Raw genomic sequence first — 16,893 nt, 5'->3', positions numbered from 1 at the left:
CCTTATGCAGCCCTCACCCTAGCCCTCTCCCAAAGGAGAGGGAACAAGAGTTTTAGCTCCCTTCTCCTGCGGGAGAAGGGTTGGGGATGAGGGTAATTCATATTTGCATTCAGCAAAGCCATTAATTCTTCGGCAGAGGCTGTAAGGGAACCAGTCCAGTCTGGCTAAGCAGCTTCTGGGCTTCCAAGGTCTGAAGAATCTCGGCAAACTTGTGTCCGACGGGCAGCCGCCGATTATCTCTCAGATAGACGACTGCTAGGGGGTAGGCCAGAGGATAACGGTTTGTTTGAAAGGCTTCCACATTGCGATCGTAACTTCCCTTCGCATCACACAGGTCCGTCATCGGGCTGATCGGTTCTCCACTGTTCTCAATCAACGCCTGCTCTGGATTGGAATCTCGATCGCGGATCAGGGCTAAGGGATAGACAGAACACTGGCCGAAGACCTGGCTCAGGGTACCGAAGGCGATACTGCCTACCTGATCCTGTTCAAAGTCTCGAATCACCTGCCGCAGCGTGTCGAAGGTGGGCTGGGTCGCAATCAGCCTGTTTTGTAACTCTCGGAAGCGGCGAATCCGATCCTCACTCTGCAGCACCCGTTCCTCAAAAACGCTGATTGCTTCTATCTCTGGGGGAATGTAAAGCTTAACAGGCAAATCCGGTCCCCCCAGGTCTCGCCAGTTCTGCACCTCGCCGGTATAGAGTCGGCGCAGTTGCTCAAACGTAATCTGACCGCTCAGGAAGCGAGGCAGACCCCGATCACGCTGGCTATAGCTGAAGGCCACAAAGACCACCAGCCCATCATAGGCAAAGGGTTCTGCTTTCAGGTCGATCGCGGCCTGCTCGGCCAGACCTGTAACTAGAAACTCTACCCGTCCTGAACGAACCTGTTCAAAGGCTTGCTGAATGGAAACCTGGGGCCGATACCGTAACTCCAGCTCAGGCTGCAACTCTTGCAAAGCATTGTCCAGTCGCTTGCCTCGTTCCACCAGGTTCTTTTGCTCTAGAACAATACTCCAGGTGCTTTTCTCCACTCCCGTGTAAATGAATTTTCCCTTCGGCACCCCCGTCACCTCTTGAGCGCAGCAAAGCAGGGTGGAACTCCGTGCCGTAGCTTTGGGACGTAAAACGGTGCTGAGCCACCAGAACAGAAGACCCAGCAGGGGGATGGTCAACAATAACAGCAGTAGCTTGCGCCAGGGAAAAGGCAATTTTGGCCGTTTCTCTCCGCGTTTGACCTGAACGGGCAGAGATCCGATCGCAGTAGAAGGCTCGGGAGGAAGCCGCAACAGAGCTTGACGGGCTGCCTCTGCACTGACAAAGGGCTGTTCCAGGCCCATTAAACTCAGCAAGAAGTCCTTAAAAGCAGGAGACACACCCGCCCAATATTTCCCATCTTTCGGATAAAGGGCTTCACCCTCAGGATCCCGATCGCTCCCCACCAGCAGGTAAAAACCCACCTGCCCCAGAGCCACCAGTTCTTGCAGCACGGTTGCATCCTGAAAAGACTCTGTAGGGGAATGGAACAGGTTTTCCCAGAGCGCCAGATCGCACAGATAGATGAGGAAGTTTTCGTCCGTAAACCGACTTTGGGTGGTAGAGCTGGCCAACTGCTCCGTTTCCTTCTGCCTCAGGAGCAAAGTATCCAGACTGAGATTGCTGTGGGTCATTCCCTGCTTCAATTGCCCATTGGGCAGGGAGAATTTCTGGCTATGGAGAAATTCCAGGGTTTGTAAAACCTGATGCAGAACACGCCGGATCTGATTGCCGGTCATGGCTCCCTGGTGCTGCAGGTGCGATCGCAGCGTTGGCAGGGCATTCAAATTCCCTGCCGTGATCAGGTAACAACGCTCCTCCTGTCGATCGGAGATCGCCTCATCCGGCATCAGCAAACGGAAATCCTGCACCCGACCATCGGACAGCTTCAGGGTGGACATCTGGGCAAACAGTTGCCGCCGCTGACGAGTTTCCTGTGCGTTGAATGTACGGGTTGGCAGCAAGTACTCCCGAATGACGATCGGGTTGCGATCAGGGAGCAACCAACCCTGATACAGTCGCCCCGCCCCCCGGGTTCCCAGAAACTGATCGACCTCGTAAACCCCCCGATTTCCCTGGATCTCAGCTTTCAGGTTAAGCAGGGACGGAAAGTTACAGGTGGCACAGTATTTTGCCCCTGGATCTCGCGAGTTACCCTGCTGCAGTTGACGACAGCCCAGGGGATTGGACTGGAGACACGAATACTGCCGATAGGTAGGGTCAACCATAGGAGCGGAACACAACTATTAAAGACGTTGCCAGAACTGGAACCAGGAGCGGCCCTTTTGAATGGGACGCAGGATAGCAACGACGATCGGATTGGACCGGACCCTCAGGGCCAACCAACTTTCCAACCGCCGGGATATCCGGCCCAGCTTCGTCTTAGGGGCAGTGCGCTTGAGCTGAAATGGATTGCGAACTGGGGTTGTGGGCTGCTGGGGAGCATTGGGGTCCACTGGGAGCGTCGGTGGTAGTTCAGGAATTCGTTGGGGCAAGTCAGGATCGGCCCAGGGTAAGACCAGATAGAAAAAACCAGGGGGTTCCTCTACCACTCGCACCACGTACCCTTCCAGTCGAGTAGTCCCAAACTCTTCTTTCCAGATTGCTTTCGGGCGTTTTTTGAGTCCCTCTCTCAGGGTCTCATCCTGCCAGGGGAGAACCAGGTAAAGCGTATCCTGGTTTTCCTCAAGAATTTTAAGCTGCAAATCCTTAAGGACAGTGTCCCCCATTTCCTGCTGCCAGACTTTAACCGGGTCAGACAGCAACGTTTGCTTGAACGTCGCATCCTGCAATGCCTTGCCCAGAAGCCTGATTTCGATATCGGCACGGGTGATCTCCTCAGGATGCGCCTGAGTTTGCTCAGTCATGCGATCGCTCTCTACAGGCCGGAAGCATCATAACAGGCCAGAGCCGACCACTGTAAACAAGACCTTGGTCTAATCGTCTACTCATTTTCGGTCGCTTGAGGGGGACGCTGACGGAAGATGCCAGGTAAATGAACCTTGATGGTTTCCTCTCCCGGAACATCTTCAAAAGCCCTCTATTCTTGACGACCACAGAAGGGGGTGCCATGGATGGATTGAGGCAGCACGATCGTGAAGCAGGTTTGCCCATTTGCGCCTTCTGCCCAAATACTGCCACCCAGATGTTCCACCAGTTTCTTCACCAGCGCCAGTCCCAATCCTGTGCCCCCATAGCGCCAGGGGTCATTACTGGGAATGCGGTAAAACTTATCGAAAATGCGATCGCACTCCACAGGCGAGATTTCAATCCCAGAGTTACAGATCTGAATCTGGAAGTAAGGGGGCAGGGAAGCAGGCAGAACGGCAACCGCCCGCCCTGCTTGATGGGTGTGTTGCTTCTGTTCTCCCAAGAGATGGGCACTAATCTTGATCCCTTCTCCCGGCGGAGTGTACTTGCAGGCATTATGCATCAGCTCAGTCAAAATCCGTTCCAGACTGGTCATATCGGTGACTAGGGGGGGTAAATCAGCTGGTACGATCACCCGGAGCTGTTGCTTGTGCTGGCGAGTTCGCTCCAGGAAAGGCTCGATCACATGTAATAGCCAGCTTTGTAGGGAAATTTCGATCGGCATAATTGGCGTTGTTTCACCTTCCAATCGAGCTAAATCCAGCAGATCATTAATTAGGCTGATTTCTTGCTGACACTCCTGATCCAGAATCTGGACGTACTGGGCAATTTTGATAAAGTCCAAATCGACCGGATCCACGATCGAAGTAGGAGTCAACTGGGCTTCCGCATCCATAATACCCAGGCTCATGGCCAGCATTTGAACCGACATTTTGATGTTGGACATGGGCGATCGCAACTCATGGGATACCGTACTGAGAAAGTCATCCTTAAGCTGGTTCAGGCGCTCCAGCTCCTGAACCTGGCTCTGAGCTTTCTGGTAAAGCCTTGCCTGCCTCAGGGCGATCGCGCACTGATTGGTCACCTGTTGCACCAGTCGCACTTCCTGCTCATTAAACTGCTTTTCAGGCACATCAAACAGCCAGAGATCCCCAAACGTTTCCTGATTGTCCTGAATTGGGCAGACCAGCACAGCCATCCATCCTCGGTGATCATGGTATTTACAAAATTGCAGGTGTTCACCTTGCTGTAATTGCCGATAAATAGCCTCATAGTCTGCCATCTGGATCACTTGTCCCTGGGAGGAAGCCAGCGATCGGGTGTACTCGTAACGAATCGTAGATGTTCCCTGCTCCAGGTTATAAATCCCTGTATCACAACAGCCAACCCCAATCCTGGAAGCCAATTCCTGCACCGCAGTTTGTAAAATCTGATTTTCATCCAAACTGTCCCGCACCTTATCGGTGATCCGTTTCAGCAAGGCTTCAAAATCCAGGGACTGCTGCAATTGAGCCGTGCGTTCCTGAACCTGTAACTCCAGGGTTGTATTCAGATGCTGCACCTGTTGATACAGTTCCGACTGTTGAATCGCGATCGCAACCTGGTTTGATAATTGTTGCAACAGGGTCACTTCTTCAGGTTGCCAGACGCGCGGCGCATTGCACTGCTGCGCCACCAACCAGCCCCACACCTGATCGCCCTGCAAAATCGGCAAAACCAGATTAGCCCGCACCTGCAACTGCTTTAACAACTGCACATAGCATTCAGACAGCCCCGATTGTTCGATGTCTGCTGTATTTTGAAAATGGCCCTGGATATAGGGCTGAATGCAGCTTGCTTCCGTCAGGCAGGGATCGGTGATTGTCTGTCTCAGGATGGGTTGCCAGCCTGCTGCAATGGATTCAGCGATCACAACACCCCCTCCATCCGGGAGGAGTCGATAAATCAATACCCGATCGTTCTCCAGGATCTGGCGTACTTCTGTCACTGTCGTATTCAGAATATCCTGCAGATCAAGCGATCGGCGCAGATGATTGGTGATCCGGGTGATCAAACGCTCCCGTTCTGCCTGTTGCTGGATCGCAATCTCCGCAATTTTGCGATCGGTGATATCGATCGCAATGCCTAAAATTGCCGGTTTAGGATGGCCGATGAACTGGATGGGAATTTTACAAGTTTGCAGATATCGGATCTGGCCGTCCACATCGGTATAGGCTTCTTCTGGGATGAAGAGGGGCTGACCCGTCTCAATCACCTGGCGATCGGCAGCCAGCATGGCTTCAACTTCCGCCTGATTGGGATGCACCTGGGCATGTAACTGTCCAGTGAGGCTTTCAGTGCTTATCTTGAGGCTGTTAGCCGTAGCCTGATTGACCAGCAAAAAGCGTCCATCACTATCCTTGACAAACACCATACCCGGCAGAGTGTTCACAATCTTGACCAGGTTTTTCTGGCTCTGGCTGAGGGCTGCTTGCGATCGGCGACGTTCCAGGGCCAGGGCCAGAGCGGTTGTGGCTGCCCTCAGTAGGGCGATTTCTGAGGCTTCCCAGGGACAGGCCCTAACACAGTCATCAAAGCCAATAAAGCCAAAAAATTCTGATTGCACAATCAACGGCAAAACCAGAATCGATTGGATATTTTGGGCTGCTAAAATCTGACGTTCCGCTGGGGGAAACTCAGCCACAATGCCCGCGATCGGTTCGTTGCGAGACAGCACTGTGGCCCAGCGAGGGAACAAGTCGTCATAAGGTAAATTCTGCAACAGGGGATTATCAATTTCAGGGCGAATGTCGGGGGCACACCACTCAGCCCGTTGACTGGTCAGTAGCCGCCCATCCTGATCCCGACTGTTCGTAAAGATATAGGCGCGACTGGCTCCGGCAGCTTGCCCCAGAGGGTCTACCAGGGCTGCATAAATCTCCTCTTCCTGATCGAGGGTTAGTAGACGCTGCTGCACTTCCACCAGGGCAGCCAGATAGCGCTCCCGTTTGGCCAGCCTCTCCTCACTGTCTTGCAGGGCTGCTTCAGCTTGCTTGCGCTGGGTAATATCCCGTACAATTACCAGCACCTCTTCGGTATCAATGGCAGCAATCCGCACCTCTTCCCACATCATCTGACCATGTTTGGAGAAAGCATGCTCATGCACCTGCACCTCCCCCGTTATCAAAGCCTGTTTCATCATCTGGAGATGTTTTTGCAAGATATCCGGTGGCAACACCTCTGAGATATGTCGATGAACAGGAACAAACTTCTCAGCCTGAGAGCCCTGGGGAAGAATGCAGTCCAGACAGGTGCCGTCTCGTTTAAGACGCAATAGTAAATCGGGCATTGCCTCCAGGATGGCTCGATTGCGGGCTCTGCTGTACTCCAGGTTGATGACCTGAACACCTGGTCGATCTCTCAGGCAAGATCGGTGCTCCGTGATATCTCGCAATACCCACAGATGGCGATGGGGGGCGAAGTTGGCTGTAGCCGCATAACTGACTTCTCGCAGAGTTCCGTCAGCCCGCCTGAGGCAGATTTCATCCCGATAGGGAGTTGGGTGTTGCAATCCCTGCCAGAATCGCTCTGCCTGTTCAGGAACCACGAAATCAGTGATGCCATAGTTCAGGAGTTCAGCCTGCGATCGACCAAACAGGTCACAGGCAATTGAGTTGACCAGCACATACCGGCCCTCGTCATCCACCAGCACCATGGCATCCATGGCGGTCTCAAATAAAAGATGGGTCTGACGCTCAGACTCTGATCTCACCCCTGCTTCGACTGTCTTCAGTTGCTCATCCAGAAGAAGATCCGGGTCGCAGGCGGCATTCCTGGGGTCTGGGCAAGGTTGAGAAAAAGCCATAAGGAAGTCAGTTGAAACAGACCGGGTAAGCCAGTCTGGGAAACATCCAAACAATGTGAACGGAGCTGGGAATTTCCTGGATCCAAGCATCCCCTCTATTTTGCCCTATACCCGAATTAACCCTGAGCCAGGATCGTCTCATTTAAACCCAGATTCAGTCAGTTCACTCAAAGCATTCCCTTGATTTTCACTTTTTCTCGATAGGTTGAAAGCATCAGTTGGAGGAAGAGTAGGAGCGGGGTAGGAGTATCATCCTCAAGCTTCATCCGTGCAAGCAGTTCCTGACGGGATGAGCAGCTATTCTTTCCCCAATTGCTCACGAATCAAGGGTTTAGCACTGATTCCAAAGCAGTGTTTCGGACAAGGTCTGGATGCTTCATCTAATTGGATTCAGGGCAAGGACTGCAGAACAGGGTGCTCTCATCAGGTTGTCTTTTATACGAAGGGTTGTACCATGGCTGTTAGTACTAGCGCCTGTCTAGATGCGCCTTTAAATGTAGTCAAAGAATATGTAGCTGAACAGAATAATAGCAGCTTCCTACCGATTTCCGTTTTGAAGAGTGGACAGTTTCTGGCTATCCCTGAGAATTGTAGGGGGGGGCTGATTGTCGAGAAGAAGTTTTATGCTGATTTAGTCGGACCGGGGGCAGCCGTTGGGGCGTTTTTCGATTCCCACTGCACGAATATTTATCTGGTGGGGCAGGTTCGGCTCTGGGCTCCTACGACTTATTTTGATCAACAGCAGGCTTTTCGCAAGCGGATGGCCTGTAACCGTCGCTTACAAACGATCTCCCACGAACCCTCCTCTATGGTTCGGGCCCATGAAATGCTGATGCTGCTTTACCAATGGTTGGGAGCTGAGGAAGCCGCTGCCATCCCTTCTGAATGGGTAGCCCGGCTGGCTGGTGTCCTTCCCAAAACTGTGGATTTGGTCAAGAGCATGCTGCATAGCAGAACTATTTCGGCCCTGAAACTGCTTTAAAAGCGCTGCCCAGGAGAGCTCCTGCTTACCTGGCCTGAGCCACGATCGTGCGGTGGCGAGGGCTATTGCAGGTGATCGTCGGTGGCTCAAACCCAGCGTCATAGAGAGTCCGGGCAATATCGAGTCCGAAATACTGATCGAGATAAGGTTCCGTACTCTTGAGCAGGGTCAGGATATAGGGTGGCATTGTCCCATAGACTTCGGACTGGGGATTCATGTCCATAATCGCCAGATAGCCATCGGGACGTAGCAATCGTCGGGCTTCCCGGATAATCTGCGTGGCGGCGGATTGGGGCAATTCGTGAAAGAGCAGGCAGGCAGAGACCAGATCGAAGGATGCCGCTGGCAAGCCCGTCGCCTCAGCCGCTGCATGGACCCAGGTTGGAGCCGGGACCTGAGGGGCAGGATGGTACTCCAGTTGACTCGGTTGGGTGTGGGTACGGTATTGGGCGATCGCCAGGAAGTAGGGGGAGAGATCCACCCCGGTTACCCTGGCCCCAGGAAAGGCCGTCTGTAGAGCAAAAGTACTCATTCCCACGCTACAGCCCAGATCCACAATCTCCTGAGGGGGCCGTGTCAGTTGCTCTTTCAGGATGGCATGATAGCTGTCCCGCAACATCGCATCCCCTTTAGGAGCTGCTTCTGGCCAAATGCGTGCATGGACAGCATGGGCTGCAACCTCCACTTCCATCGCCGGTTCCCAGCCCAAATTGCCTTCATCGTAAGCATGGAAGGAACAAACGTAGTAATCGGGGTAAACCAGCGCAGGATTGCTCACTTGGGCCAGCTCTGTCTCCCAATCGGAGGAAAATTCGGCTGTGGATTGGCGCGATCGCAGTTGCCTCACCTCGTCTCGCCAGTAAACCCCGATCGATTCTGCCCGCTGGATCATCATGGTGCGCGCCCTGTTGCGGGCGAGATTGGCCAGGGGCTTGATCGCGAGAATGCCATTGATCAATTGGGACAGAAAAGGGGGATCAGAGTTTACAGTGGCAGTCATAATTAAACAAGTTTTCAGATCATCAATCTCCGAGAACTCAGCCTATCTCAAGTTGGGGATCGAGAGCTACAGTAGGAGCCAGTCTGATGTATGACTATGACCGGGCGATCGCAGCGCTGCAGCAGGTCGATCCGATCCTGGCATCGGTGATCGATCGGGTCGGTCCCTGCCGCCTGGATCAGGAATTACAAACGGGGGAACTGCTTCCCTGTCTGACCCAAGCTATCATCTATCAGCAACTCTCTGGGAAAACAGCCGGAACCATCTACCGGCGGTTTCTGGAGCTTTACCCGGTAGGTTCCTTCCCCGCAGCAGAGGTAATCCTTGACACTCCCGATGAAGCCCTGCGGAGTGCCGGTCTTTCCCGTTCTAAGGCCCTCTATGTCAAAGATCTGGCCCAAAAGGTGCGAGATGGACTGCCCACCCTGGAGGAACTGGCCGTTCTCGAAGACGAGGCCATCCTCAAAACCCTGACCCAGGTGAAGGGAATTGGCCCCTGGACTGTGCAGATGCTGCTGATCTTCCGGTTACATCGCTGGGATGTGCTGCCCGTCGAAGATCTGGGGATTCGCAATAGCATGCGGCAGGTGTATGGTCTACCTGACCTGCCTGACAAAAAAACAGTTGCAACCCTGGGGCAACCCTGGCAGCCTTACCGCACCATTGCCTCCTGGTATCTGTGGCGCAGTCTTGATAAGCTGCAATACTAAGAAGAGCATCCCTATCAGCCATGCAACCATGACCGGGTCTGACTTTACTCCCTTGCCATCAGGACATGCCCTGACGGACGATCGGGATCCGGTTTATTTCGCTAGCACCATTCAACCCCATGGCCTGCTGCTGGGGGTGAGCCTCCCAGACTTGCAGGTTGTGCAGGCCAGCCTCAACACCCAGACCCATCTGGGAATTGTTGCCCAGGAACTGGTGGGGCAGTCCCTGCAGCGCATTTTGAGCCCCCCCCAGATCGAAGCTCTCTGGCAGGGGCTAGAGGGCGGAACCAGGGTAGGACCGCTGCACCTTGCTATCTGGACTCCCCTCGGTGAACGGTGGTTTGAGGGCAATGCCCATCGATCGCCGCAGATCCTGATCCTGGAATTGGAACCCATGTCAGCGTCCCCTGGCCAGGAAGTCCTCAGTCTGCAGGCCCTGATCAGTCAGGTTGCTGTGAAGTTGAAGCAGGCGGATGGGCTGACGGCACTGCTGCAGGCGATCGCTAACGAAATCCGCATCCTGACTGGGTTCGATCGGGTCATGGTCTACCAGTTTGACCCCCAGGGATCTGGATCCGTGATGGCTGAGGCCAAACGGCAGGATCTGTCTCCTTACCTGGGATTGCACTTTCCGGCCACCGATATTCCAGAACCGGTGCGGGAGTGGTACAAGCGGGGGGGCCACCGCTTTATTCCCGATTTAGCCGCTCCTGAAATTGGGATTTTCCCCCCTCATGCCTGTCTTGATTTGAGGCTGGCGATGCTGCGGGGGGTGGATCCTTGCTGTCTGGAGTACCACCAAAATATGGGAGTGGCCGCCCTACTGGTCATTCCCCTGGTCCACAACGGAACGCTGTGGGGTCTGATCTCCTGCCACCATCTCAAGCCACGCCCAATTCCCTACAGTCTGAGATCGGCCTGCGAATTGCTGGGCCACCTTGTCGCCTCTGACCTAGCCAGCCGAGTGAATGATGAAGAACTGGAATATGTGGGGAAACTCCGCTCCCTACAATCAGAGTTTATCCAGTCCCTGGCCCAGACAGACCATCTGAAAGCAGCCCTGATTAATCCGGAGCCTTCCCTGTTAGCCCTGGTTCATGCCACTGGAGTGGCTGTTTGCCTGGGGACAGAAATCACCCTGGTGGGTACAACCCCAACCTTACCCCAGGTCTGCCAGTTAATTGAATGGGCCGATGCCCAAGGCAAAGAGGCCCTGTTTCATACCGACTGCCTGCCCAAACTCTATCCCCCAGGGACATCCTTCCAGACAATAGCCAGTGGCTTGTTGCTGCTCCGCATCTCCCAGGTGCAGCCCTACTACATCCTCTGGTTTCGCCCGGAATTGTTGAAAACCATCGACTGGGCTGGCGATCCCCATGCTGTGGTGACTCTGGGAGCTGATGGACGCCCCACCCTCTCTCCCCGTCAATCTTTTGCGCTCTGGCAGGAAACAGTACAAGGAACCTCCTCCCCCTGGAAAGCCTGCGAGCTGGAGAATGCCCTCGATTTGCGGAGTGCGATCGTGGGGATTGTGTTGCACAGAGCAGATGAGTTAGCCCGCATCAATCGGGAACTAGAGATCAGTAATCGGGAGCTGGATTCCTTTGCCTATGTGGCCTCTCATGATCTCAAAGAACCCCTGCGTGGGATCCACAATTTCTCCATCCTGCTCCTGAAAAGCTACGGCACCGTGTTGGATGAGGTTGGGGTAGCGCGCCTGCAAACCCTGGTGCGCCTAACCCGACGCATGGAATCCCTGATTGATGCCCTGTTGAAATTGTCCCGTCTGGGTCAGACTAAACTCCAATTGCAACCGATCGATCTGAATCAATTACTGCATCAGGTGTTGGTGGATCTGCAACTCAGTCGCTACGAGATTCGCCCCCAGATCCAGATTCCCCAACCACTCCCGGTAGTTCACTGCGACCCCATTTTGATCCGTGAGGTCTTCACAAACCTGCTCAGCAATGCGTTCAAGTATACCGATCGCACAGAGCCCTGGATTGAGATTGGCTACAGTAAACAGGATAGCGACTGCATATTCTGGATTCGAGACAACGGGATTGGAATTCGAGAGCGGCATCTGGAAACGATCTTTCGGCTTTTTAAACGACTACATGAGCAGAACCTCTATGGGGGGGGAACTGGGGTGGGCCTGACGATCGCCCGGAAAATCATCGAACGTCACGGTGGCCGCATTTGGGTTGAGTCAGTCCATGGCCAGGGGTCCACTTTTTATTTCACATTAAGATGTTAAGCTTTGTAAATTTATACTAAGTGATGTAATATTTTGAAATAACATCATCCGAATTTAAATAAATGACAATAAAGCAGGCTAACCCTTTACTTATTGCTGAAGATAGCGATGAGGATTTTGAGGTGCTGCAGTTGTTGATGCAGCAATTGGAGGTTCAAAATCCGATTTATCGCTGTACGAATGGAGATAAGGTTTTAGATTTCCTTTACCAGGATGGGGACTATGGGGATGCAGAGGTTGCGCCCCGACCTTCCGTAATCCTACTGGATCTGAATTTACCGGGTACGGATGGGCGGGATGTGCTGGAGCAACTGAAACAGGATCAGAAGTTCAAAGAGATCCCGATCGTGGTATTCACCACCTCTTCCAACCCCAGAGATATTGAATTCTGCTATCAGCAAGGCGCAAACGGCTACCTGATCAAACCCGTGGATGCTGACGAACTGGAAAAAACCGTGCAGGCTTTCGTCTCCTACTGGCTGGGAGCCAATATTGCCCCCTTCCCTGAATTCTAGCAGTGGGAGACTGCTGGGTCTCCCTAGTACATTTGCATGCAACCTCCTTTGCCAGGTTACATTCCTGTTTCTCCATTGACAAAAAAACTTTTTTGCCTTAATTACTTACATAAGGCTGATAGCCGTATAAACACGGTTATCAGCTCTACGAATTTTAACTGCATCAACAATTAGGCTGACTGAGTCTATTGCCTTCTTGAGCCGATTAGTTCGTGCTGTTCTATACGAGTTAACCGACTCTCCTGTTCATACCTGCCTGGAGGCAAGTGTGACAGTTTTTTGTGGCTGAGACAGGATACCTAGCTTGCGTGCCAATGGATGGCGTAACACCAGAAAATTGGTCATTTCTCCCTAATCTATCGGTCATTTCTCCCTATCTTTTGATGGATTAATCATTATGAAATTAGCGTTCAAGGCTTCGCAGGTGTTCCTGTCAGCCCTCAGTACAACTACGGTTGCTCTGACGTTGCCAGTAGTTGCCCAGGCTTCCACGTTGAATCAGTCCCTGACCTTCACCACAACCAACCAGAGCATGTGGGCTGGAGGTTCTAGCTTTGATGTCAGTAATACCACGCCCCTCACCGTCAGTTGGGACGAAAGCGGTAGTATTCCTTCCGTCACCCTAGTCCCAGCCGTCGTTATTCCAGGCGTATGCGTCCCCTTCATAGGGTGTAGCCCTGATGTACAAATATCCCCTGCCATCAATTCTCCCTCGGTAACGGCCTCTACCAAAGGAACGATCGGCTTCACCAATACCTTCAGCCTCACGAGCGGGAAGGTCAATGCAACTCTGCCTATTAATCTGCAGTTAACCCTGCCAGACGCTCCAGTTCTCCCCGGTAGCTCCTTTTCCATCGGCACCAGTTTCGCCCTCGATCCGAGCGCATCCTTTCAAACCGTCAGTCCCAGCATTTCGAATGAGCTGAGCCTGATCTTCAAAGTAGCGTCCAATATTGATATTGGAGGGCTTTTTAGTACCGGTTTTGATGTAGACCAGACGGTCAGCATTCTCAAAATCGACAATTCCTCCTTGTCTCTCGGCTATGGGAACGACTATGTAGATGTGACTGCTAAGGTACCGAAAGTTGATACTGCGGGGACGGTTGACTCAACTAACAAGAGTCTGACATCTGAGGGAGCCGACACGATCGCAACTGGGAAGATCAAAGTTGCGAACATCGCCAGTGCCTTCTTTGGCCTCCCTCCCTTGAGTGGCGGTGATTCGATCAACCTTGGTCCTGTGGGCAGTCTGGGTTACGATTACAACCTGCTGACGACTGACGCAACCTTGGATTTGAACGCTCTGCAGCAGTTTAAGCTGACTCCAACTGGCCTGCCAGCCCAGCTCAGCTTTCTGCTGAAGGATGGCACCACAAGCGCCCCAGTTTCATTTAACGTCGGAGAGACCCTGAACCTGATTGCCCCCACGGATTGGACAGGTCAGGTTCAGGCAACCGTTGATTTGGATGCTCTCTTAAACAACAATACGAGCCTTCAGTTTGCGCCCGGTTTTGATATCAGTGCCCTGGGGATTGGGATCACATTGCCCATCGTCGGGAGTCAGTCCCTTGGACCACTGTTTGAAATTAGCCAGAAGTATCCTATTAACCCCCCCATCAGCATCTACAACAATACGTTTGCTTTAGATGGTTTTGCTCCCCAAACTTTTGGCTTCCAAATTCCGGTGGCCCAGGTGCCTGTACCACCACCAACAGCATCTGTGCCTGAGCCGACTCCAATCGCAGGATGGTGCTCGATTAGTTCGATCGCGATCGCATTCATGCTCTTGAGACGGCGGCAAGTAGCAGCATAAGCTGGTGCAGGCTATGCTCCAGATGCAAGTTATGCCGTGCTGGTGAGGTTGTTCCCCCACTGACGGATTTATAATCAGACGACGGGCGTGTATCCTAACGGATAGGCCCGTCGTTTCAGTCATTTTACAAAAAGCTTAAAACTGTGCAGGGCCAGCTTGCTTTATAATTCAGTCACTTTTGCTTCGTTGAACTGAAAGCGTGCCCTCTCTTGTCTTTCCATGTCAAACATCTGGACCCTTCTGATTGCAGATGACTGTGCTGAAGATCGAGAAATTTATCGAGAGTATCTCCTCAGCGATCCTCAGCAGTCCTACCAGATTGTAGAAGCGGCCTCCGCTGAGGTTGGGCTCTCCCTCTGGCAGAAAAAGCGTTGTGATGCAATTCTGCTTGACTTTTGCCTCCCAGATATGAGTGGCCTGGAGTTTCTGGATGAACTGAAACATCAAGGTTTGGAAGCCCCTTTTCCCGTCATTATGCTGACAGGCCAGGGAAATGAGAGCATTGCGGTCCAGGCGATGAAACGGGGCGCACAGGACTATCTGGTGAAACAACATCTGCAACCAGATATTCTGCAACTGAGCGTCCGAAATGTAATTCAGCAGTCCCACTTGCAACATCCGCTGCCCAAAACCCTGGATGGGCAATCTGCGATCGCAACCTCTGCCCTTCGGATTCGTCAGACCCTGGACCTGAAGCAAATCCTCCAGACGGCAGTGACTGAAGTTCAGCAGATCCTGGACTGTGATCGGGCGATCGTGTATCAGCTTGCCCCTGCTACAAATTCAGCCATCCCTCGTCAATCTGTGGAACCAGTTCTGCTTCACCTGGCTGAAGCTGGCTTAAAGAGTAGTTCAGCCCCTGACCCCATTTCCCAATTTATCGAATTTCTCAAGCCGTACCACCTATCCGGCCCAGAGGCGGATGCTCTCCTTCAGGAGCAGACCCAACCCGCTATCCTGATCGCCCGCAACCGGAAGAAAACCCCCGAAGCCTACCTTCTCGCTCCGATCTTGGTCCAGGGGAGGGGTGATACCGTCAGCCCATTGTGGGGGATGTTGGTGGCCTGCCAGGGCATCGAGCAACGACGCTGGCAATCGGAAGACGTAGCCTTACTGGATAAGTTAGTGGAGCATCTGGCGATCGCCATCCAGCAAGCGGAACAGTTCAATCAGACCTTGCAAATTGTGGCCCATGAGAAGCAACTCAATGCTTTCAAATCCCAGTTCGTGGCCATGGTGTCTCGCGAATATCGCACCCGTCTGGCTGCAATTCTCGCGGCTGCTTCAACGCTGAAACAACATGGCAAACAATTGGATGAAACGAGGCATCAGCGCTGCCTCCAACTGATTGAAGATAAAACCCGACAAATGACCCAGTTGGTAGAAGACCTGCTAGTGCTGGAAAAGTTTGAAGCGGGCAAAGAGGCATTTAAGCCTTCTCCTTTAGAAGTCCTACAACTTTTTGCAGATACGATCGAGGAGCAGCGACAGGCCGCCAGCGATCGTCATCAGGAGCTGACGTTTAAGATTGCTGGCAATACCAGAGGCTTCTGGGGAGATCACAAACTGCTGCAATTGATGTTGGTTAACCTGCTGAGCAACGCCATCAAGTACTCGCCAGAGGGCAGCCATATTGATGTGTACCTGCAAGGTGAGGATTCCCACATCCGGTTTGAGGTCAAGGATAAGGGTATGGGAATTCCCCCAGAAGATCAGGAGCACCTGTTTCAACTGTTCCATCGCGGTAGCAATATCGGCACCATTCCCGGCTCAGGATTGGGACTGGTGATTGTGAAAGCTTGCGTCGAACTTCACGACGGAGAGATTACGGTAGACAGCCAGTTAGGAAAGGGTACCAGAGTTTCTGTCCGATTGCCGAAACCGTCACCATAGCTTGCTACGGTGATGGTTTCGCTTGTGGCTGATTCGACTTTTGGCTACTATCTGCCAGGGGACAATTTGCCTACACTGACTCTGACTAGGCCGATTGGCCAGGTTTCAGTTCTATATCCTGCTCCCATGTACTCCCTGCGCTACCGCGATAAAACCAGCCTGAATAATACGGAAGTCGTGGTGCGGCCCTCTCTGAAGCCGCTGAAAGTGAACGTAGGCCCCGCAGGTTATACGGCAACGAGTCGGATTCAGAGCGATAACACCAAGAAGGAGCATGCCCCCACCACCGATCTGGTGCAAAAGGTCTTGAAAAGTCCCCTTCTGATGCAGAAATTGACCGATCGGGTGTATGAGCTCATGCGAGAGGAGTTGCGACTGGCCCATGAGCGTCGCATTCATTACGGGGAGCACTTCTGATGTATTCAAACACGAATAATAAGCCCCCAACCACAAACAATAAGACGAACAGCAGCAGCACCTATGCCCTCAACTATGTAACGGGTAACCGTTTCTATGTGGAGATGGAAAGTACACTCACAGCCTGGTTTACAGGTTGTCAGGGCCTGGGGGTTAAGATTACAACCACCAAAGTTCAGGAAGGGGGCGTGAATAATCAGGAGCGGATCCTGCTGGGGCCTTCTTCATTCAGTGAAGTCACCCTGAGCCGGGGCTTAACCAACAGTTTGATTTTCTGGGGCTGGATGCAGCAAGCTATGACTGGAGGTAGAGGGTTGCGCCGCAATATTAACATCCTCATCTTTAATCAAGCGGGTCAAACCATGCAGTGTTGGACGTTGCTGGGAGCTGTACCGATCAACTGGAAGGCCCCTGCCCTGAAAGCAGATGCCAATGCTGTGGCGATCGAAGAATTGACCCTGGCTTACGAAGGGCTGAAAGTGATTGCTAACTCTGGTGGGGGCGGGATTACCCAGTTGCAGCAGCGCGATCGACTTGGCTACTTCAGCTCTTAATT

12 protein-coding genes are annotated in these 16,893 nt (G+C 52.8%); 8 read left to right on the top strand and 4 right to left on the bottom strand.

Annotation, left to right across the window (positions count from 1 at the left end):
- Positions 1 to 121: 121 nt before the first annotated feature.
- From BST81_RS13175 to BST81_RS27045, 3 genes are all read right to left on the bottom strand, one after another.
- On the bottom strand, positions 122 to 2,263 hold the full coding sequence (locus BST81_RS13175; protein WP_075598950.1) for a substrate-binding domain-containing protein: 2,142 nt from the start codon (positions 2,261 to 2,263) through the stop codon (positions 122 to 124).
- Between the two features lie 18 nt (positions 2,264 to 2,281).
- On the bottom strand, positions 2,282 to 2,902 hold the full coding sequence (locus BST81_RS13170) for a hypothetical protein (protein ID WP_075598949.1): 621 nt from the start codon (positions 2,900 to 2,902) through the stop codon (positions 2,282 to 2,284).
- A 173-nt stretch (positions 2,903 to 3,075) separates the two neighbouring features.
- Positions 3,076 to 6,750 carry a GAF domain-containing protein gene (locus BST81_RS27045; RefSeq protein WP_171974752.1) on the bottom strand — a complete coding sequence of 1,225 codons (3,675 nt, stop codon included), beginning with the start codon at positions 6,748 to 6,750 and terminating at the stop codon, positions 3,076 to 3,078.
- Positions 6,751 to 7,204: 454 nt separating this feature from the next.
- On the opposite strand from BST81_RS27045, the gene BST81_RS13145 reads away from it, so the two are divergent.
- Positions 7,205 to 7,732: a hypothetical protein gene (locus BST81_RS13145; protein WP_216351317.1), complete on the top strand. Its 528-nt coding sequence runs from the start codon at positions 7,205 to 7,207 to the stop codon at positions 7,730 to 7,732.
- Positions 7,733 to 7,757: 25 nt separating this feature from the next.
- Here BST81_RS13145 and BST81_RS13140 read toward each other — a convergent pair whose 3' ends face one another.
- Positions 7,758 to 8,732, bottom strand: a complete 975-nt coding sequence (locus tag BST81_RS13140; protein WP_075598948.1) for a class I SAM-dependent methyltransferase — start codon at positions 8,730 to 8,732, stop codon at positions 7,758 to 7,760.
- An 86-nt stretch (positions 8,733 to 8,818) separates the two neighbouring features.
- Between BST81_RS13140 and BST81_RS13135 the strand changes: the two genes are divergently transcribed.
- The 7 genes from BST81_RS13135 (at position 8,819) to BST81_RS13105 (ending at position 16,891) form a co-directional block, all read left to right on the top strand.
- Positions 8,819 to 9,442, top strand: a complete 624-nt coding sequence (locus BST81_RS13135) for a DNA-3-methyladenine glycosylase (RefSeq protein WP_075598947.1) — start codon at positions 8,819 to 8,821, stop codon at positions 9,440 to 9,442.
- A gap of 28 nt (positions 9,443 to 9,470) precedes the next feature.
- Positions 9,471 to 11,699: an ATP-binding protein gene (locus BST81_RS13130; protein ID WP_083636842.1), complete on the top strand. Its 2,229-nt coding sequence runs from the start codon at positions 9,471 to 9,473 to the stop codon at positions 11,697 to 11,699.
- A 62-nt stretch (positions 11,700 to 11,761) separates the two neighbouring features.
- The gene (locus BST81_RS13125) at positions 11,762 to 12,214 is read left to right on the top strand and encodes a response regulator (protein WP_075598946.1); all 453 of its coding nucleotides are present in this window, start codon (positions 11,762 to 11,764) and stop codon (positions 12,212 to 12,214) included.
- Between the two features lie 397 nt (positions 12,215 to 12,611).
- Positions 12,612 to 14,027, top strand: a complete 1,416-nt coding sequence (locus tag BST81_RS13120) for a hypothetical protein (protein ID WP_075598945.1) — start codon at positions 12,612 to 12,614, stop codon at positions 14,025 to 14,027.
- Between the two features lie 219 nt (positions 14,028 to 14,246).
- The gene (locus tag BST81_RS13115) at positions 14,247 to 15,920 is read left to right on the top strand and encodes a hybrid sensor histidine kinase/response regulator (protein WP_075598944.1); all 1,674 of its coding nucleotides are present in this window, start codon (positions 14,247 to 14,249) and stop codon (positions 15,918 to 15,920) included.
- Positions 15,921 to 15,944: 24 nt separating this feature from the next.
- Complete coding sequence (locus BST81_RS13110; RefSeq protein ID WP_143780330.1) at positions 15,945 to 16,337, top strand: hypothetical protein; 393 nt, start codon at positions 15,945 to 15,947, stop codon at positions 16,335 to 16,337.
- Positions 16,337 to 16,891, top strand: coding sequence for a phage tail protein (locus BST81_RS13105; protein WP_075598942.1), 555 nt, complete (start codon positions 16,337 to 16,339; stop codon positions 16,889 to 16,891). Before BST81_RS13110 ends, BST81_RS13105 begins: the two co-directional genes overlap by 1 nt.
- Positions 16,892 to 16,893 lie beyond the last annotated feature (2 nt).

The sequence above is a fragment of the Leptolyngbya sp. 'hensonii' genome (assembly GCF_001939115.1).
GTDB lineage: Bacteria > Cyanobacteriota > Cyanobacteriia.
Note: the sequence above shows the minus strand (reverse complement) of the source record. Positions and strands in the feature narration are given on the sequence as shown.